The organism is Chryseobacterium sp. 3008163 (assembly GCF_003669035.1).
In the GTDB taxonomy this organism is placed as follows: Bacteria; Bacteroidota; Bacteroidia; order Flavobacteriales; family Weeksellaceae; genus Chryseobacterium.
The window spans coordinates 4,254,313-4,274,007 of record NZ_CP033070.1; the positions used below are offsets into that span (position 1 = coordinate 4,254,313).

Annotated in this window: 20 protein-coding genes, 1 other RNA gene and 2 pseudogenes; 20 read left to right on the forward strand and 3 right to left on the reverse strand. The window is 33.2% G+C overall.

The window, feature by feature from the left end:
- The first annotated feature begins 3 nt into the window (after window positions 1–3).
- The 5 genes and pseudogenes from EAG08_RS19695 to EAG08_RS19715 all read left to right on the forward strand — a co-directional run bounded on the left by EAG08_RS19695 (window position 4) and on the right by EAG08_RS19715 (window position 4,474).
- Window positions 4–674 (forward strand): annotated as a pseudogene (locus EAG08_RS19695) (DUF2461 domain-containing protein).
- Between the two features lie 46 nt (window positions 675–720).
- Window positions 721–1,266, forward strand: coding sequence for a PH domain-containing protein (locus EAG08_RS19700; RefSeq protein ID WP_129536932.1), 546 nt, complete (start codon window positions 721–723; stop codon window positions 1,264–1,266).
- A gap of 84 nt (window positions 1,267–1,350) precedes the next feature.
- On the forward strand, window positions 1,351–2,754 hold the full coding sequence (locus EAG08_RS19705) for a PH domain-containing protein (protein ID WP_129536933.1): 1,404 nt from the start codon (window positions 1,351–1,353) through the stop codon (window positions 2,752–2,754).
- Window positions 2,755–2,764: 10 nt separating this feature from the next.
- Entirely contained in the window at window positions 2,765–3,694 is a 930-nt protein-coding gene (menA, locus tag EAG08_RS19710; protein WP_129536934.1) for a 1,4-dihydroxy-2-naphthoate octaprenyltransferase, read from the forward strand.
- 93 nt (window positions 3,695–3,787) lie between these two features.
- Window positions 3,788–4,474, forward strand: coding sequence for a metal-dependent hydrolase (locus tag EAG08_RS19715; RefSeq protein ID WP_129536935.1), 687 nt, complete (start codon window positions 3,788–3,790; stop codon window positions 4,472–4,474).
- 65 nt (window positions 4,475–4,539) lie between these two features.
- Here the strand turns inward: EAG08_RS19715 and ffs are convergent.
- Window positions 4,540–4,636, reverse strand: an RNA gene (ffs, locus tag EAG08_RS19720) — signal recognition particle sRNA small type.
- Between the two features lie 132 nt (window positions 4,637–4,768).
- On the opposite strand from ffs, the gene EAG08_RS19725 reads away from it, so the two are divergent.
- From EAG08_RS19725 to EAG08_RS19765, 9 genes and pseudogenes are all read left to right on the forward strand, one after another.
- Window positions 4,769–5,362: a DUF4199 domain-containing protein gene (locus EAG08_RS19725; RefSeq protein WP_129536936.1), complete on the forward strand. Its 594-nt coding sequence runs from the start codon at window positions 4,769–4,771 to the stop codon at window positions 5,360–5,362.
- A 17-nt stretch (window positions 5,363–5,379) separates the two neighbouring features.
- A complete protein-coding gene (locus tag EAG08_RS19730; RefSeq protein WP_129536937.1) occupies window positions 5,380–6,330 on the forward strand; it encodes a glycosyltransferase family 2 protein in 951 nt (316 codons plus the stop codon).
- 1 nt (window position 6,331) lies between these two features.
- Window positions 6,332–6,718, forward strand: coding sequence for a hypothetical protein (locus EAG08_RS19735; RefSeq protein ID WP_129536938.1), 387 nt, complete (start codon window positions 6,332–6,334; stop codon window positions 6,716–6,718).
- A 31-nt stretch (window positions 6,719–6,749) separates the two neighbouring features.
- The gene (locus EAG08_RS19740) at window positions 6,750–7,412 is read left to right on the forward strand and encodes a GIN domain-containing protein (RefSeq protein ID WP_228446659.1); all 663 of its coding nucleotides are present in this window, start codon (window positions 6,750–6,752) and stop codon (window positions 7,410–7,412) included.
- A 77-nt stretch (window positions 7,413–7,489) separates the two neighbouring features.
- Window positions 7,490–9,204, forward strand: a pseudogene (locus EAG08_RS19745) (phospho-sugar mutase).
- Between the two features lie 253 nt (window positions 9,205–9,457).
- On the forward strand, window positions 9,458–10,711 hold the full coding sequence (locus EAG08_RS19750; protein ID WP_129536941.1) for a pyridoxal phosphate-dependent aminotransferase: 1,254 nt from the start codon (window positions 9,458–9,460) through the stop codon (window positions 10,709–10,711).
- 245 nt (window positions 10,712–10,956) lie between these two features.
- Entirely contained in the window at window positions 10,957–11,679 is a 723-nt protein-coding gene (gene kdsB, locus EAG08_RS19755) for a 3-deoxy-manno-octulosonate cytidylyltransferase (protein WP_129536942.1), read from the forward strand.
- A 178-nt stretch (window positions 11,680–11,857) separates the two neighbouring features.
- Window positions 11,858–12,520 (forward strand): histidine kinase, encoded by a 663-nt coding sequence (locus tag EAG08_RS19760; protein ID WP_129536943.1) that lies wholly within the window; start codon window positions 11,858–11,860, stop codon window positions 12,518–12,520.
- A gap of 140 nt (window positions 12,521–12,660) precedes the next feature.
- The gene (locus EAG08_RS19765) at window positions 12,661–13,140 is read left to right on the forward strand and encodes a glutathione peroxidase (protein WP_228446660.1); all 480 of its coding nucleotides are present in this window, start codon (window positions 12,661–12,663) and stop codon (window positions 13,138–13,140) included.
- 102 nt (window positions 13,141–13,242) lie between these two features.
- On the opposite strand, the gene EAG08_RS19770 is transcribed toward EAG08_RS19765, so the two are convergent.
- Window positions 13,243–13,899, reverse strand: a complete 657-nt coding sequence (locus tag EAG08_RS19770; RefSeq protein WP_129536945.1) for an NAD(P)H-binding protein — start codon at window positions 13,897–13,899, stop codon at window positions 13,243–13,245.
- A 126-nt stretch (window positions 13,900–14,025) separates the two neighbouring features.
- On the opposite strand from EAG08_RS19770, the gene EAG08_RS19775 reads away from it, so the two are divergent.
- From EAG08_RS19775 to EAG08_RS19785, 3 genes are all read left to right on the forward strand, one after another.
- Complete coding sequence (locus EAG08_RS19775) at window positions 14,026–14,379, forward strand: MmcQ/YjbR family DNA-binding protein (RefSeq protein WP_129536946.1); 354 nt, start codon at window positions 14,026–14,028, stop codon at window positions 14,377–14,379.
- 149 nt (window positions 14,380–14,528) lie between these two features.
- Window positions 14,529–14,792 (forward strand): bacteriocin-like protein, encoded by a 264-nt coding sequence (locus tag EAG08_RS19780; protein ID WP_129536947.1) that lies wholly within the window; start codon window positions 14,529–14,531, stop codon window positions 14,790–14,792.
- Between the two features lie 72 nt (window positions 14,793–14,864).
- Window positions 14,865–15,716: a GLPGLI family protein gene (locus tag EAG08_RS19785; protein WP_129536948.1), complete on the forward strand. Its 852-nt coding sequence runs from the start codon at window positions 14,865–14,867 to the stop codon at window positions 15,714–15,716.
- Between the two features lie 11 nt (window positions 15,717–15,727).
- Here the strand turns inward: EAG08_RS19785 and EAG08_RS19790 are convergent, their stop codons facing one another.
- Complete coding sequence (locus EAG08_RS19790; RefSeq protein WP_129536949.1) at window positions 15,728–16,648, reverse strand: bifunctional riboflavin kinase/FAD synthetase; 921 nt, start codon at window positions 16,646–16,648, stop codon at window positions 15,728–15,730.
- A gap of 206 nt (window positions 16,649–16,854) precedes the next feature.
- Here EAG08_RS19790 and atpD point away from each other — a divergent pair, with 206 nt between their 5' ends.
- From atpD to EAG08_RS19805, 3 genes are all read left to right on the forward strand, one after another.
- A complete protein-coding gene (gene atpD, locus EAG08_RS19795; protein WP_129536950.1) occupies window positions 16,855–18,363 on the forward strand; it encodes a F0F1 ATP synthase subunit beta in 1,509 nt (502 codons plus the stop codon).
- A gap of 89 nt (window positions 18,364–18,452) precedes the next feature.
- Complete coding sequence (locus EAG08_RS19800) at window positions 18,453–18,734, forward strand: F0F1 ATP synthase subunit epsilon (RefSeq protein WP_129536951.1); 282 nt, start codon at window positions 18,453–18,455, stop codon at window positions 18,732–18,734.
- A gap of 78 nt (window positions 18,735–18,812) precedes the next feature.
- Window positions 18,813–19,643 carry a hypothetical protein gene (locus EAG08_RS19805; RefSeq protein ID WP_129536952.1) on the forward strand — a complete coding sequence of 277 codons (831 nt, stop codon included), beginning with the start codon at window positions 18,813–18,815 and terminating at the stop codon, window positions 19,641–19,643.
- Window positions 19,644–19,695: the final 52 nt, after the last annotated feature.

The window sequence follows — 19,695 nt, forward strand, 5'->3', positions numbered from 1 at the left end:
AATATGCTCATATTGAAAAAAGGATTTGAATTTCTCAAACAGATAGAGAAAAACAACGACCGTGTTTGGTTTTCTGAGCACAAATCAGAATATGATTCAATTATAAAGGAAAATAAAATTTTTTTTAATCAAATTTATTCTCAGCTTGAAGAATATGATAGTTTAGGAAAGATTCATATTTTCAGAATTTATAAAGATGTACGCTTTTCCAAAGACAAAACGCCTTATAAAACCAATTTTGGTGCAGGAATATCTCGGAAAAAACCAATGCTTAGAGGTGGTTATTATATTCATTTAGAACCAAATAACAGTTTTGTTGGAGGTGGTTTTTGGAGTCCAAACTCGGAAGATTTGCTTAGAATTCGAAAGGAGCTTGAGACCAGTGATACTGAAATCAGAAAAATTATGTTGGATAAAATTTTTGTAGAATACTTCGGCGAATTACAAGGTGAAGAAGGTGCGAAAATCGCTCCGAAAGGTTTTGATAAAAATCATCCTGCTATTAATCTGATCAAGAAAAAACAATTTGTTGTCATGAGACAATTTTCTGATCAAGAGGTTTTTTCTGACAATTTTCAAAAAGAAGCCATTGCCACTTTTCTAGCAATGCGTCCTTTTTTGATTACATGAGCGAGGTTCTTACAACAGATTTAAATGGTGCATCTTTAATTTAATTAAGGATGCACTGTTAGAAAACCTGAGCTTCAATATTTAAATTAAATGGAACAAAACTTTCAAAACCCTCAGATTTTCGACCTTGAAATTCCTGATTTTAGTGATTTAAAACTGACAGCAGTCTCGCCAGAATATCTCAAGATTATTTTATTGAATCTCACTTTATTCTCTGTTTTTTTAGTCGGAGCAGTTTCTATAGCTTTTTACTTCTTCTATTTTAATTTGACAATATTACAAGTTTGGACGATTGTTATCGGTATTTTCCTAATAATTGTTTTTCTTTTTTTGAGCATAATCATTGGTTTTAAATTCAGAAAATATGCAGTTCGTGAAAAGGATTTGGTCTACCAATACGGTTGGCTGAAACGAAGTATTATCATTGTCCCTTTTAGCAGAATTCAGCACATCAAAGTAGAGCAGGGTTGGTTTTCTAAAACATTAAATTTAAAATCAGTTTCTGTATTCACAGCTGGAGTAAGTGGTGGTGATATTACCATCAACGGTCTGCCAGTAGATATTGCGGAAGGAATTAACAATCACATCAGAAGAAGTATTTCTAAGGAAAATATAGAAAATGGAAGAGAAGCTTAACTCTTTTTTTCGGCCTCAAAGACAGTCTAAAACGGGGATTGCTCTGCTTTTTCTATACAATATCGGAATGGTGATTAAAAATCTGTGGGTTTTCGTTATCCTTTTTTTGTAAGAAAAGAAAAAATAGAACTTTGGATCATTATTCTTACCATTATCGCTTTACTAACAATCTTGATTGTTTCTGCTGTTTTACAATACTATCATTTCAAATATTACATTGACAAAGAAAATGAAGAATTTGTTATTCATGAAGGGATTATCAATACTTCAGTAACTAAAATTAAAAGAGAAAATATTCAAGAAGTCAATATTTCGCAACCTTTTATTCATCGCTTTTTTAATATTTATAAACTTGAAATTGACACGCCAGGAAGTTCTGAAAAAGAAGTGAAGATTTCAGCATTGACAAAACAAAATGCCCTTGATCTTAAGAAATATCTTTTAACGGAGAAGAAAACAGAAAACAGTACCGAACACCTTGATGAAGCTTTAGATAAAGAAGAGACTCAAGAACTTCGTTCAATTAATATTTCAACGCTCAGTATTTTAAAATACGGAATTACCGCAAATTATATTCAAAGTTTTTTTGCGCTGCTAAGTTTAATAATTTATGGCTTTTCTGAACTTACCAACTTGCTTAGAAAAGCAGAATTTGATACAGATTTAAACTATGATACCGTAGAATCTCAGTTTTTAGCATTTTCAATTCCTGTTATTTTGGGAATTGTGCTGGTTGTGATCATTGTCGGAATTCTAATTAACACGGTTCGTACATTAATTAAATTCTTCAATTTTAAAATTACTGAAAACAATCAGAGTTTTTCCTTTGAATACGGGTTGTTTAATACCCGAAATTCGATTGTCAACAAATCGAAAGTGCAGGTAGTCACCGAAACACAAAACTGGATTCAGAAGAAAATGAAGATTTCTTATGTGAAATTTCTTCAGATTGGTAAGAATGAAGAAGAGGATGAAAAAAATGTAGCAGCTGTTCCGGGAATTAATGATCATGAAAAAATAAAATTGATCTCAGCGATTTGGAATGAGAATCCAGTTTTCAAAAATTATTTGAAACCTAATTTCAGATTAATTATTGTCAATACTTTCCAGTGGATTGTGATTCCTCTACTATTAATTTTCATTATTGAGAAGGAAATATGGATAAACTACTGGTTTTTAGTGGTCATTTACATTGTTTTAGTGGAATTGTTAATTTTGATTTCGTTTCTAAATTTAAAATTATTTTACAACGAAAAATTTATCAGACTAAAATCAGGAATTTGGGACATCGATAACCGAACTTTTGAGGTCGAAAAACTTCAAACTGTGAAAATTTCTCAGTATTTTTGGCAACGGAAAACAAACTTAGGAACAATCACTTTTTATACCTCCGCAGGACGCTTTAAAATAGCAGCTTTAAACTATTTAAAACTCAAAAAACTGCTGAATTACTGTATCTACAAAATTGAAAATTCTAAGAATAATTAAATAAAATTTAATGTCAGATTGGATAAAAGCTGCAAGGCTTAGAACATTACCGCTCTCTCTGAGCGGAATTATCATGGGGTCATTCATCGCAAAATGGAGACTTTGGGGCGAAGGCGGCACCTGGGACTGGAAAATCTTTGCATTGGCACTTTTAGTGACGCTATTGTATCAGGTTTTATCAAACTATGCCAATGATTATGGCGATGGTGTGAAAGGTACCGATGCAAAAAGAATAGGCGAGGCAGAAGCAAGAGCAGTAGCCTCCGGAAAAATTACGGCAAAGCAGATGAAAAATGCAGTTATTCTATTTTCTGTTTTATCTTTTGTAGCGACGGTTGCGCTTTTATATTTGGCTTTCATTCCAGATTTTATGAATGAGTTTTACATCTTCATTGGTTTGGGTGTGGCGAGTATTTTGGCGGCAATTGGTTACACGGTTGGCAAAAAACCTTATGGTTATATGGGATTGGGAGACGTTTTTGTTTTCATTTTCTTTGGTTTGGTATCGGTTTGCGGAAGTTATTTTCTTTTCACCAAAACATTCAGCTGGGATATGCTTTTACCGGGAGCCGCTGTAGGAATGATGAGTATGGCGGTTTTAAACCTGAATAATATGCGTGATATTGAAAGCGACAGATTATCGGGTAAAAACAGTCTTGCATTGAGAATGGGCTTTAGAAATGCAATGATTTACGAAATGGTTTTGTTGCAGTTTCCTTTGATTTTGATCCTAATTTTTTTAGCAATGAACGGTTTCATTCAATCTAAGCAATATTATGTTTTCATCGTGATGATTCTTCTATTGCCTCTTGCAAAACTGAGAAGAAAAATAATGGAAGTGAAAGAGCCTAAAGAACTTGACCCTTTCTTAAAGCAAGTCGGGATTATCACATTTATAATGGCCGTTCTTACCGCTTTCGGACTTAACTTTTTTAGTTAATAAACTTGTATTTTTCTTAACAAATGCACTGTTTTAGTAGTGCTATTCATGAGAAAATTTGTGTAATTAGAGTTTAATAAAATAAATTAAAAAATGAAAATACAATACTTAGGACAAAACTGTTTCTTGTTCACTTACAAAGAAATAACAATTCTTTGTGATCCTTTTTACAATTACAAAAAAGCAGAATCAGGATTTGATATTTCGGCTCAGAAAATCGATTATATTTTGATCACTCATGCCCACGGTGATCACATTGCTGACGTCGGAGAGGTTTTGCAACACTATCCTGAAGCTACCATTATTGGCCAGCCAGAAATCTGTGCATACTTCAAAGATGCTCAAAATAAAGATGATGTAAATTTAGGTGGATCAGCGAAAATCGGTGATTTGAAAATCTCTATGGTTCCGGCTCATCATACAAGTTCATTCCCTGACGGAAGTTATGGTGGAGTTCCTGCAGGATATATTTTCAGGCTTCCTGAAGGTAAAAACGTGTATTTGGCTGGTGATACCGGAGTAATGGCAGATATGCAGTTATTTCCTGCATTGTATGGTCATTTAGATCTTTCAATCCTTCCGATTGGTGGTCATTACACGATGTGTTCAAGAAAAGCGGCTTTTGCAGCATCAGAATTATTGAAAACTCCAAAAGTAATCGGATGTCATTTTGATACTTTCCCGGCAATTGAGATTGATCATGAGAATGCTGTGAAAAATTTTAGTGATAAAAATGTTGAATTGATTCTTCCAAAATTGGGCGAAAGTTTCGATATATAACAAAAAATTAAGAGATTAAGTAATTTAAATAAAATCATCTTAATCTCTTAATTTTAAAAATAAAAAAATGGCAAGCTACCTAAATCACACCGCTCAACCAATTACCTTTGCTGCGTTCCCACCCTGGAGGGTTCTTAGGAGCTGGTTGTTTAGGACTTGCCGTTGCAAAGATAGGAATTAATTGTAAACTTAAAAATATTATTAAAGAAAAAATCTTAGAAAACCCCTTTATCACAGCTAAACCGCTGAAATTTAGAGTAATATTTTTTAAGAAATTTTCTAAAAATTAGAATTATGACGAAAAGTCCAGTAATCTTAGGAATTTTGCTTTATGCTGCTACAATGTTGATCTTTTTTGTAGTTTATTTCCTCTTCTCAGGCGTTGAGTATTTTGATACTTCATTGAAAGTCAATGCTTTCGTGTTACCCATTTTTTATGCACTCACAGCTTTTTGGTCTGTAAAATCTCGTTGGAATACCCACAGAATGGGTTTTAGAGAAGCTTTTAAAAGAGCTTTTGTTCCAATGTTTGTTGGTGGAATTTTATCAATTGTAAGCATTTTTTCATTCTTAAATTTCATTGATAGAGATGCAAAAGACCTTTTGAATTATCAGTATGTCCAAAGACAAAAATCAGAATTGGATAAAGAATATCTGTCTGCAAAAAAGATTTTGAAACATCAAAAAGACATCGATGAACTAGAGCAAAAATACAAGGAAGGTCTTCAGAGATTTGACCCTAAAACAGTTAAGGGAAAAGATATGTTGACAGCAAGTCATTTTTCAGGATATTTTGCAGCAATTCTTATATTTTACGTAGTTTTGTCAGTATTTTTCGGGGCATTTTTCAGAAAGAAAACAATGCCTGAAGAAATCATTGAAGAATAATTTTTTATTGAAATTAAATGAATTTATCTATAGTTATTCCGTTGCTTAACGAAGAAGAATCTCTCGAAGAGCTTTTTACAAGAATCGATAATGTTTGCAAAACCAGCAACTTATCATATGAAGTTTGGTTCATCGACGACGGAAGCACAGATTTATCGTGGAGCATTATTGAGAATTTAAAAGTGCAGCATCCACAGATCCACGGAATAAAATTTTCCAAAAATTACGGGAAATCTCAGGCTTTACACGCTGCTTTTGAAAGAACAAACGGTGATGTGATCATTACAATGGATGCCGATTTGCAAGATTTTCCCGAAGAAATTCCTGAGCTCTACAGAATGGTGATTGAAGATAATTACGACATCGTTTCCGGCTGGAAAAAGAAACGTTTTGATAATGTAATGACCAAAAATGTACCTTCAAAATTATTCAATGCAGCTGCTAGAAAAGTTTCCGGAGTGTATTTGCATGATTTCAATTGTGGTCTCAAAGCATATAAAAAACAGGTCGTAAAATCAATCGATGTGTACGGAGATATGCACCGATATATTCCGGTTTTAGCTGCCAATGCTGGTTTTAGAAGAATTACGGAAAAAGAAGTTCCGCACCAGGCAAGACCTTACGGAACATCAAAATTTGGAACTGAAAGATTCGTTCGTGGATTTTTAGATTTGGTAACGCTTTGGTTTGTAAGTCGTTTTGGTGGAAGACCTATGCATTTCTTTGGCGCAGTAGGAACTTTGATGTTCATCGTAGGTTTTCTCTCAGCATTTTGGTTGGGCGTTTCAAAACTGATTGATGTTGCAAGAGGAATTTACGGACATTTAATTACCAATAATCCTTGGTTTTTTATTGCATTAACGATGATGTTGATGGGAACCTTGCTTTTTATTGCAGGATTTTTGGGCGAAATGATTATCAGAACGAATAGAGAGCACAAGAATTATAATATTGACGAAGTGATATAAAATGGAAAACAATCTCCCAAAAATATATTCCAAAAATTCAATTTTAGGATTTTCAATTTTTATGTCTGTCATTTTCGGAGGAGTGTTGCTTTTTTTTAATTTAATTACTATTGAAAAGAAAAAAGAGGCATATTTTGTGTTAGCTATATCAATGCTATTAGCTATCTTGAGCATAATAATTATAAATGTTTTAGAAAGTCCTAGTGGGTCTTTAGCTTATATTTTTGGACTATTTGGTGGCGGAATTCTATCTTTCTATTTTGTACCAAAATACTTTCCAAATGAAGATCAATATCCTAAAAAGACTCTTTGGAAACCGCTAATTATAGCCTTAATAATTATGGTAATCCTAGTTTATACACTATTAAATGTAATGATACATGCTTAAAAGAAGTTTTCAATTTATAATTGTTCTTATAATGGTTTCTTGCGGAAAAATTTCCCCGAAAGGAAATCTTGAGAAAAAGGATATTGATGTCGAAGAATTTGTCAATTTAGATTTAGACGGAAAATTCCGTGTGTTTTATGCACGTGGTCCGAAAAATTTTGTTGAAATAGAAACATATCCGAATATTGCTGATAATCTGGATATTGACGTTGATGACAAAACACTTTCTATCAAAGAAAGCAGAGGTACAAAAGGGGTAGATTTTTACAATGTCACCATTTATTCCAAATACAATCTGGAAAAAGTTTCTCTTTCGGATTCTGTTGAAATGAATATTTCGAGCGAAATTAAAACCGATAATTTTAGACTCAATTTAAAAAATAATGCTACTTTTATGGGTTCAGTGAACACAAGAAGAGCAGAAGTTGAAATGCTGAACAGAAGCCGTGCAAATTTTTTGGGTGAAACTAAAGATGCAGTGATAAAGATCTCCGATACGGCAAGTTTGATTGCTCCATACTGGAAAATTGTTAATTTAAACATAGATTCCAAAAACGGAAATTATGCAGAAGTTAACGTGAAAGATTCATTAAAAGGAAACATTCAGAATACAGCTAAATTTTTGTATTATAATGATCCGATCAGAGCTTTTAAGGTGGAAAAAACAACGAGAGTTGAAAATAAAAAATTGTAGTAATTATTTTTGTTGAATTGAAAATCTATGGCAATAATTGAAGAATAAAATCAAACTATAAAGAACGAAATACAAATATGACAACATTAGAAAAAGCACAACTTTGGTTAAGTGATACATTTGATAAAGAAACAAAAGATGCTGTTCAAACTTTAATCGACAGCAATTCTCCAGACTTGGAAGATTCTTTTTACAGAGAATTAGAGTTCGGAACGGGAGGAATGCGTGGAATTATGGGTGTTGGAACCAACCGTTTAAATAAGTATACGTTAGGTCAAGCAACACAGGGACTTGCGAATTATATGTTACAGCAATTTCCAGGTGAGGAAATCAAGGTTGCCATTGCTTATGACGTGCGTCACAACTCAAAAGAATTTGGAAAATTAGTTGCTGATGTTTTAACGGCAAACGGAATTAAAGTTCTTCTTTTTAAAGATCACAGACCGACTCCTGAATTATCTTTCACCGTTCGTGATAAAAAATGTAATGGAGGAATTGTATTGACAGCTTCTCACAATCCGCCAGAATACAACGGGTATAAAGTATATTGGAATGACGGAGCGCAAATTGTTCCGCCACATGACGAAGCGATTATCAATGAAGTATATTCTGTAAAATTTGAAGAAATTAAATTTGATGGAAATGATGATCTGATCGAATGGATCGGAGAGGAGCAGGATGATGTTTACATCGATGCCTGTATCGAAAACTCTACTTACCAAGATGTTGGAAAAGGAAATTTGAATATTGTTTTCACGTCAATTCACGGAACAACTTATACTACAGTTCCGAAAGCTTTGGAAAAAGCAGGTTTCAAAAAGGTTGATTTGGTTAAAGAACAAATGATTCCAAGCGGAAATTTCCCAACGGTAGATTCTCCGAATCCGGAAGAACCGGCAGCTTTGGAAATGGCAATGGATTTAGCTAAAATCACCAACGCAGACATCGTCATCGGTACTGATCCTGATGGAGACAGATTGGGAATTGCCGTGAGAAATCTGGAAGGTGAAATTCAGTTACTGAATGGAAATCAATGTAATACAATTTTAACGTATTATATTTTAGACCAATTAAAAAAGCAAAATAAAATTACTGGGAAAGAATTTATCGGTTCTACAATTGTTACTTCAGATATTTTCTTTGATATTGCCAAAAAATTTGGTGTTGATTGCAAAGTTGGACTGACAGGTTTCAAATGGATCGGAAAAATGATCCGTGATTTTGAAGGTCAGGAAAAATTTATTTGTGGTGGTGAAGAAAGTTTCGGTTTCATGACCGGAGATTTCGTTCGTGATAAAGATTCTTGTGGAAGTATTGTTCTAGCCTGCGAAATTGCAGCTTGGTGCAAAGCCAACGGAAGAACGATGTACGAATACCTGATCGAGATTTACCAAGAAACCGGAATGTATTATGAAGGTTTGATTAATATCGTTAAAAAAGGTAGAGACGGAGCGGAGGAAATTCAGAATATGATGAAAAATTTCCGTGAAAATCCTCCAAAATCATTGGCTGGTTCGCCTGTAGAAGAAGTGAAAGATTTTAAAGAGCAAACGAATTTTGTAGTTTCTGGAAACAAGAAACATGTAATGGATGATATTCCAAAATCAAACGTGTTAATTTATTACACACAAGATGGAACAAAAGTTTGTGTAAGACCTTCAGGAACAGAGCCGAAAATCAAATTTTATGTTTCTGTAAAACAAAATTTAAACTCAAAAGAAGATTTTAAAGCAACATTAAAATCTTTAGAACAAAAATAGAAGAAGTAAGAAAAGATATTCAGTTAAATTAAATATGGTAGCAGGAATTAGATTTTAGTTAATAGTTTTACTAGTTGTAATAATCTTTATCATAATTGAAAACTTTGTTTTCTTTGCTGAGTGAAATCGAAGATTCGACGCAGTCAAACGCCTTTGAGAACTTAAAAACAGTTAGCTGTTAAAAAAGCTTTGCAAACTTTGCGTTAAAATCAAGCATAATGATCAATAATTAGTAGCTAAACCTAATCCCTGCAACCTGAAATATAATACCTAAAAAGTAAAAAAGTGAAAGTTTCAAAATTAGCGGCGAACCTGATCGGTTCTGAAATTGTAAAAATTGGTAATGAAGTAAATGATTTAAAGGCAAAAGGAGCAGAAATAGCCAACCTTACCATTGGCGACCTGAATTCTAACCTGTATCCGATTCCGGCAGAGTTGAAAGAAGAAATTCAGAAAGCGTATCAGAATAATTTAACAAATTATCCGCCTGCAAACGGACTTTTATCTTTAAGAAAGGAAGTTTCTAATGATCTTAAAAGAAGATGGAACCTTGATTATGATGCGAATGATATTTTAATTACAGCAGGTTCAAGACCCTTGATTTACGCTGTTTATAAAGTAATTGTTGACGAAGGTGATAAAGTGATTTATCCTACACCATCTTGGAACAACAACCATTACACATATCTTACTTCAGCAGAAGCTATCGAGGTAAAAACAACTCCCGAAAATAACTTTTTACCGACTGCAGAAGAGCTTAAACCACATTTAAGTGGAGCTTCCTTGTTGGCACTTTGTTCTCCGTTGAATCCTACAGGAACGATGTTTACGGAAGAACAACTTTCAGAAATCTGTCAGCTTGTTTTAGAAGAAAACAAGAGAAGAGGAGCAGACGAAAAGCCGTTATACGTAATGTATGACCAAATTTATTCTAATCTTACTTTTGGCGCAAAACACGTTGATCCCGTTTCACTTTTCCCTGAAATGAGAGAATTTACAATTTATATTGACGGTATTTCAAAATGTCTTGCAGCGACTGGAGTTCGTGTAGGATGGGGATTTGGTCCTTCTCATGTAATTGACAAGATGAAAGCTTTATTGACTCACGTGGGAGCTTGGGCACCAAAACCGGAGCAGGAAGCAACGGCAAAATATTTCCAGAATGCTGATAATGTAAACACATTTATCAATGATTTTAAAGGAAAATTAGAAGCAAGTTTAAAAGTTCTTCACAACGGAATTCAGGATTTAAAAGCTAAAGGTTTGGCAGTAGAAAGCATCGAACCGATGGGAGCACTGTATCTGACCATCAAATTGGATTACATCGGAAAAACAAAACCTGACGGAACGGTAATTGAGAATTCTTCAGACTTAGTTTTCTATTTAATCAATGATGCAGGAGTTGCTTTAGTTCCTTTCTCAGCATTTGGGGAAGCTCAATCTGAGCCTTGGTTCAGAGCTTCTGTTGGAGGCTTAGATATCAATGAAATTGAAGTAATGATGCCGAAATTGGAGAATGCTTTAAATAATTTGAAATAAGTTTTTAATTTATTGTAGAATTTGAACTTTAAGAAAAATCACATAAATTGCCGAAGGTTTGTACTTCGGCAATTTTTATTTCTATTCACTATTTTGAATAGAATTGTTTGGGCAGCTATTTCCGCCTTCCACTCCCGCTTTTTTGCCTTCACGATGTTTCGGCAAAAAGAGCTCCGCTCAAGTCGGGCTGCGTGAGATTCGACGTTGAACAACCAAAATTAATTAGAAAAAAAGAAATTAATAAAATGAAAATTATCGCTGTTATTCCTGCGCGCTATGAAGCCAGCCGTTTTCCCGGAAAACTGATGCAGATTTTGGGTGAAAAAACAGTTATTACAACGACCTACCAAAATGTTGTAGAAACCGGACTTTTTGATGAAGTTTTCGTCGCAACAGATTCTGAATTGATCTTTAATGAAATTCAAAATCACGGCGGAAAAGCAGTAATGACCGGGCAACACGAAACGGGAAGCGACCGAATTGCAGAAGCTGTGCAGAACATTGATTGTGATATTGTGATCAATGTTCAGGGAGACGAACCGTTTTTAAAATTAGAACCTTTAAAACAACTGATTCAGGTTTTTAAAGAAGATGACAATCAGGAAATTTCTTTAGCATCCCTCAAAATAAAACTTCACGAAAAAGAAGAAATTGAAAACCCGAATAATGTAAAAGTGATAACTGATAATAATGGTTTTGCCTTGTATTTCAGCCGTTCTGTGATTCCTTTTCACCGTGAAATTTCTTATGATGTTGATTATTTTAAACACATCGGAGTTTATGCTTTCAGAAAACATGCTTTGCTTCAATTTTCAAAATTAGAAATGAAACCTTTGGAAATTTCAGAAAAAATAGAATGCATCCGTTACCTTGAATATGGCATGAAAATCAAGCTGATAGAAACCAATTTCGTCGGAGTAGGGATTGATACGCCTGAGGATTTGGAGAAGGCGAAGAAGTTGTTGTAAAGAGCTAAATAAAAAGTAAAAAGAGCCAAGTGAAAAGTTTAAAGCCTAAGAAAAAGGTAAAATAAAGTTAACAAGTAATAATACATTACAAAATTGGGATATTTTGTTACACTGTTAGACCACCACATTGCTACATTAGATAAGAAAGACCTATATTTGAATTGATAAAATTGATTGAATGAAGAAATTACTTTTAGTATTCGTCCTTATATTTTCGCAACTATCTTTCGCTCAGACGGCTAAAGAAATCATTGATAAAAATATTGAATTATCCGGAGGACTAACGAGTTGGAAGCTTTTAAATTCAGTATTACTTCAGGGAAAAGTAATCTTGGGAATTAAAGATGAATATCCTATTAAAATATATCAGCAAAGACCTAATTTAACCAAAACGGTTCTTACAATCAACGGAAAAGATACCGCAATTGAAGGATACGACGGAACTAAAGGGTATGCAATGAATTACGCAGCCAATAAACTTCAGGTCTATCCGGAATATGTTTCAGAAAGTTTTGATAATGATTTTATCGATTGGGAAAACAAAGGTTTTGAAGCTAAATATCTAGGTAAAGAAAAAGTAGGAGATATCTATTGTCACAAAGTAGAACTGACTAAAAATGTTAATAAAAATCTGTATTATTTTGATACTAAATCTTTTATGCTTTTAAAAGAGATAAAAAAAGAAGAAACATTAAATTATTCAGATTATAAAAAAGTTGGTAACTTGGTTATGCCATTCAGAATAGAATCTGCAAGCACAAAAAAAGACGGAGACTACGTTATGCTACTGAACAAAGTGGAAATAAATAAAGTATTTCCTGCCAATATTTTTAAATTTTAATACTTGAATTAACATCGCAGCAAAGCTGTAAAATAAATAAAAATGAAAAAAATCTTTTAATATTACTTTCTTTCGTAGCATTTTTTAACAGCTGCGCTCAGAAAAAGACCGACGTTTCTAAAGCTAAAAGTAAAGAACTTATGGGAAAAACAATATACGATTACAAAGTAGAAGCTCTTGAAGAAGGGAAAGAAATCAATTTCGCTGACTTCAAAGGAAAGAAAATTCTTATTGTAAACACAGCATCAGAGTGTGGTTTCACGCCACAATATGCTGATCTTGAAAAATTATCAAATGAATATAAAGATAAATTGGTTGTAATAGGTTTTCCTGCAAACAATTTTGGTGGACAAGAACCTGGTTCAAACGTTGAGATCGGAGCTTTTTGTCAAAAAAATTATGGCGTAACATTTCCGTTGGCTGCAAAAGTTTCCGTAAAAGGCGACGATACCGCACCAATCTTTAAATATCTGACCGAAAAAGAACTAAACGGAGTGAAAAATACAAGCATTCTTTGGAATTTTACTAAATTTTTGGTTGATGAAAATGGTAAGTTGATAGATTCATTTATCAGTACTACAAAACCCACGGACAAAGCGATTACAAAGCATTTGCAGTAGAAGATACTTATAAACAATAACTCCGCTTAGAATTATTTCTAAGCGGAGTTTATTTTGTATTCTAATGGATATTTATCTCTGAAAATTGACCATCCGCAAATATCACTCATTGCTTTTCTCGGCAAAGCCAAAGATATTTCCCAGCTTGATACTTGAGTAACCGTTGCTTTTTATTTTGCTTGAATTAATCATTGCTTTCGCCAAAACATCTGTAGGCAAAGGTTTCTGACTTTCAAATAGTCCGAGTTTATTGGCAAATTTGATGATTCTGCTTCCTAAAACTTCGCCGGATCTTTCAGAATCTTTTCTTTCAAGCATTCCGGGTTTGAAGATAGTAATTTTATTGAAATGAAGTTTTCTCACCGCATCTTCTAGTTCGCCTTTCATTTTAGAATAGAAAATTTTAGATTGAGGATTAGCTCCATAGGCAGAAACTAAAATATAATCTTCCACATTGTTATCTTTGGCGGCTTTTGCAAACTGAAACTGATAATCGTAATCGACTTTTCTTTGGGCTTCTTTACTTCCTGCATCTTTCAAGGTCGTTCCCAAACATGAAAAAGCAACGTCACCTTTTACTGAATCTTTCCAGTCTTCAGGTTTTTCAAAATCAACGATGTGAGTTTTTAATTTTTCATTTTGAAAGTTTAAAGGTTTTCTTACAAAAACATCTACTTCTTCAAAATCTTTATCCTGTAAAAGTTGCTGTACCAAATCTTTTCCTGTAGCACCTGTAGCACCGATGACCAAAGCTTTCATAATAATTTTGATTTATGGTTGTTTAAAATCCTGAGATTTCTTTCTTAAATTTACTAAATTTAGACCAAAGTTTAAGAATTAATTATTTTACCATCACTCATTACCTATTAAATATTACTTATAAAAATGGATGCCAACGAAATTTTAGATTACTGTTTGTCTAAAAAAGGAGTTACCGAAACTTTTCCTTTTGATAATGAAACGCTTGTGATGAAAGTTGGAACGAAGATGTTTTTGTTGATGTCATTAGAAAAACAGCCTTTAACAATCGCAGTAAAAACCGATCCGGAGTGGAGTGCCGAATTGAGAGAACAACATCATCAGATTACAGGAGCATTTCACATGAATAAAACCCACTGGAATTCTGTTTCTTTAGATGGACTGAAAAGAGAACTTGTCCTAAAAATGATTAATCATTCTTATGATTTGGTGTTTAAATCTTTAACGAAAAAAGCAAAAGAGGAAATTGAGAATTCTTAAATTGATTTTCAGTTAATATAATTTGATTATTTTATTTATTTTGAACTTGTATTTAAATTTAATTTTTATGTAATCAGTTATTTAACGTAATAAATTTATGAATAAAAAGTGATAATTACTATTGTGAATATCACTTTCATTTTTTTTCTTTGAAGCGTTATAATGCAAATGCGCAAAAAAGTTTAAACACAAATTTATTATTAACAATTAAAAATTTTAAAAAATTATCTCGTGAAGACCTTAAAACAGTAAAGGCAGGTAAAGTTTATATTGCAGAAACTTCTTGTGGTTTTACTGCTACAACTAACCAAAATTGGACATTTGAACAAGCAGAGGCATGGTTTGAAGCAATTGAAAAAAATTACTGTAAGAAACCAACTTATAGTGGTTCTGACATTAACAATCTTGCGTAATTAATTTACATCGATGCACTTATAGTTGTAATAATTACTCAGTAAGTGCAATTTTATTATAAAACATCTCTTATGTATTACCATAAAAAACTATTTCATCTGTTAGTTTTATTTTGTAGTGTTTTAATATATGCTCAATCGAACAAAAAAGATACTTTACGTGGTGAATTTACTTATCTGTTAAAGGCTAAATTCGACACACGAACTGATTATAGGGATGAAGAATTTTTCTCATTACAAATAGGAGATAATCGTGCGTTTTTTGCAAGTACTGTATCGCTGAAAGGTGATTCTGTAATGGCTAGTTCTAGAAAAGCAACAAATAATTCCGATGGAAGTACAACTCTTAGTTGGAAAAATGGAGTAGTGATTCCAAAAACGAATTTTAACTTTACCATCATACTATCAAATGAAGATATACAGTATTTTGATTATGCAGGAATGTCATTACTCACCTATAAAGAATCGGTAATAAAAAATTGGAAACTTTTAGATGAAGTAAAAGTAATCAATACAATTAATTGTAAAAAAGCAGAAGTTACCTTTAAAGGAAGACATTGGATTGCATGGTATTCCCCAGAAATCCCATTTCCCTATGGTCCGATGAAATTTAGCGGATTACCGGGATTAATTATCAAAATAACAGATGATAAAGGAGATTTTGATTTTGAACTCGTAAAATCTGTACCTAATTCTCAATTAAAAGGAAAACTAATCAGCATTAAGAAAAGAAGATATACTGAAGCGATAGAAACAACACAGCCAAAATTAAAACAAGCAAAAAGAAATGCTGATGCTAATGTAGCTGGTGTCCTGGCAAGCTACGAAACCACAATTGTAAAAGGACAAGAAATTTTAAGAGAAAGAGAAAAAGCAAGAGAAGAAAATAAAAAATATGCAAATCCTCTGGAATTAGAAAATTAAAAAAAATTATTTTAAAAATCAAAAGCTTCAGTTAGCCTTTTATCCTCATCCAGTCTTTCGATCAACTTATCAAGACCTTCAAATTTAATTTCCTCATGCAGAAAATCTCTGAATTTCACTGTGATGTTTTTATCATAAATATCTCCCTCAAAATCAAGAATATAAACTTCAATAGTTAGTTTTTCTCCATTGACGGTTGGGTTTGTTCCGACACTCAACATTCCTTTATATAGTTGATCTTTTATAAAAACTTCAACGATGTAAGCGCCTTTCTTAGGTAAAAGCTTAATCGACTCAGTTTCAATATTAGCAGTTGGATAACCAATTGTTCTACCTAATTTCTTCCCATGAACCACCGTTCCGGAAATCGAGTAGGAGTAACCCAGCATTTCGTTGGCTTCTTTAATATTTCCTGCTAAGAGTGCATTTCTTATTTTGGTAGAGCTGATATTATTCTCGTGAATATTGATGGCTTCCATTTGTTCGACCTCAAAATCTAATTCTGTTGACAGTTTTTGAAGCAATTCAAAATTTCCGCTTTTATTTTTCCCGAAAGAATGATCGTAACCGATGATTAAATATTTGACATTTAATTTCTCAATTAAAATCTGACGTACAAATTCTTCTCCTGTAAGATTTCTGAATTCATCATCAAATTCTTTTACAAATAAATTTTTGATGGCGTATTTTTCCATCAAAAATTTCTTTTCATCTATCGTATTAAGAAGCTTTAAATCTTCATTAGGATTAAAAACAAAACGAGGATGTGGCCAGAAAGTAAGGATTGCCGTTTCCAAATTATTTTCAGAACCCACTTTTTTTAACTCGTTGATAATATACTTATGACCAAGATGCACCCCGTCAAACATACCTAAAGACAATGCTAGAGGCTTTTCAGAGTGGTAATCTTTAAAATTTTTGAAGATATTCAAAACAGAAAAATTTTGACAGCAAATATAAACATAATGTAACAATGTATCGATATAACAATTTACCAATGTTCTCAGCCGCAAAATGATTGGTAAACTAGTAAATTTTTACAATGATAAATTATTGAAAAAGCATGATAAAAATCTTTTTTTTAGCAATTGCAGGTTTGTGAAGATTCATTATATTTGCACCAAGAAAAAATTTAGCAATGGCAAACCAAATTAAAGGAAAAATTTCTCAAATTATTGGTCCTGTAATCGACGTAGTTTTTAATAATGTGGAAGCAATTCCTAGTATTTATGACGCGTTAGAGATTATCAAAGGGAACGGTGAAAAAGTAGTCTTAGAGGTAGAACAACATATTGGTGAAGATACAGTAAGATGTATCGCAATGGATGCTACAGACGGTCTTCAAAGAGGGCAGGAAGTTATAGGATATGGTAATCCTATCATGATGCCAATCGGTGAAGCTGTAAACGGAAGACTATTCAACGTTGTTGGGGATGCTATCGACGGGCTTCAAAATATTTCTAAGGAAGGTGGTCTTCCAATTCACAGACCAGCTCCAAAATTTGATCAACTTTCAACTTCTGCAGAAGTTTTATTCACAGGTATTAAAGTAATCGACTTAGTTGAGCCTTACGCAAAAGGAGGTAAAATTGGATTGTTCGGTGGTGCAGGTGTTGGTAAAACAGTATTGATTCAGGAGTTGATTAACAATATTGCAAAAGGACACGGTGGTCTTTCTGTTTTTGCCGGTGTAGGTGAAAGAACGAGAGAAGGAAATGACCTTTTGAGAGAGATGCTAGAATCAGGTATTATTAAATACGGTGATGATTTCATGCATTCTATGGAAAACGGTGGTTGGGATCTTTCTAAAGTTGACCTAGAGGTTATGAAAGAATCTAAAGCTGCTTTCGTTTTCGGACAGATGAATGAGCCGCCAGGAGCAAGAGCTAGAGTAGCACTTTCTGGTCTTACATTAGCTGAGTACTACAGAGACGGTGGTGAAACAGGACAAGGTAGAGACGTATTGTTCTTCGTAGATAATATCTTCCGTTTTACACAAGCTGGTTCTGAGGTATCTGCGCTTCTTGGTCGTATGCCTTCTGCGGTAGGTTACCAACCAACATTGGCATCTGAAATGGGTGCGATGCAGGAAAGAATTACTTCAACTAAAAATGGTTCAATTACTTCAGTACAAGCGGTTTACGTACCTGCGGATGATTTAACTGACCCGGCTCCTGCTACAACGTTTGCTCACTTAGATGCAACAACTGTATTAGATAGAAAAATTGCTTCATTAGGTATTTATCCAGCAGTAGATCCATTGGCTTCTACGTCAAGAATCTTGGCTCCGGAAATCATTGGTGAAGAACATTATAACTGTGCTCAGAGAGTGAAAGAAATTCTTCAGAGATACAAAGCTCTTCAGGATATCATCGCAATCTTAGGGATGGAAGAACTTTCTGAAGAAGATAAATCAGTAGTTTACCGTGCTAGAAAAGTTCAGAGATTCTTGTCTCAGCCTTTCCACGTTGCAGAACAGTTTACAGGCCTTAAAGGATCATTGGTAGATATTAAAGATACTATCAAAGGATTCAACATGATTATGGATGGTGAATTGGATCACTTACCGGAAGCTGCTTTCAACTTGAAAGGAACTATCGAAGAAGCGATAGAAGCCGGACAAAAAATGTTAGCGGACAACGCATAATAAATTAATTAGACACAAGATGTCAGATTCTAGACATGAGACTTTTATGTCTGAAATCTGAATTCTGAAATCTTTAAATCTAAATTAAAATGAATATAAAAATTTTAACACCAGAATACGTAGTTTTTGAAGGAGAGGTAAACTCTGTATTGTTGCCTGGAAAAAATGGTGAATTCCACATCATGAAAAACCACGCAGGAATCGTTTCTTCATTAGTTGGAGGTAAAGTTAAATTGTATGCAAATTCTATCAACGAAGCTTTTGCTAAAAACTTTACTAAAGAAAATGAAAAAGACTCTGTTTTTTCTTATCCTATAAAAAGCGGTGTGATAGAATTTAATCACGATAAAGGAATTATCCTTTGCGAATAATTAAATTGAGAAGCTAAATATATTTTCAAGAAAGTGTAACTTTGTTACACTTTTTTTATGCCTTATAAAATCTGATTCATGCAGAAAAGTTTAATCTTATTCTTTACAGTTCTGAGTTTTATATGCAATGCTCAAATTATTAAAACTAAAAGAGGAATTGTAAGTCTCGACGGAACTCACGTAGCCAAAATTACCAATAAATCTAATGAATATACATTTATGGATTTAAAGGAAACGCCGATTTTCACTGTTGAATTTGTTGATAAAAGTGTTGTGGATTCAGTACGAGACAGTTACGTTAAAATTAATAGGGTTTACAATCGTGAAAAGACCTTAGATTTAGATTATATATCACCATCTGCATTTTCGGGTGATGAGAAATCTGCAGTGTATACTTGTATAAAAGGTTTAAAAATTATTGATGAAAGAGGAATCAACATCAAAAATCTGGATGAACTTTTTAAAAATATGCCTAAACGAAAACTTGATAGTAAAACGAAAGAAGCATACACAATTCGAACAAAAATTGATAAATTAAATCTTGAAGTCAACAGTGTTGGTGAGATTTTAAGCAATGGCGTTCCGGTTGGATATTTCACGAATTTACCAGTAAGTTTCGGTTCAGATGATCGTGTTACTGACAAAACTTTTATCGACATTGAAATTTATGATGCTAAAAGTAAGTACATCGGAAAGTACATTACGACAACAAAACAAATCAAAACTGCCGGCGGAAAAACTTTTACGCTGTACAGAGAAATGTCTGGAAGAGCTTCAATTTTAAAATATCCAACTTATAAAGCTATCGCAGAACGCATGGCAATTCTGGATCCGAATTTTATAAAAATTCAGGAAAAAGTAATTGTAGGTGATGTGGTAAAAGATGGAGTTGAAAAAGATAAAAAGTAAATTTTTCATACAAATTTTTTAATGAAAACTATGATATTGTTTCAATAGGAAC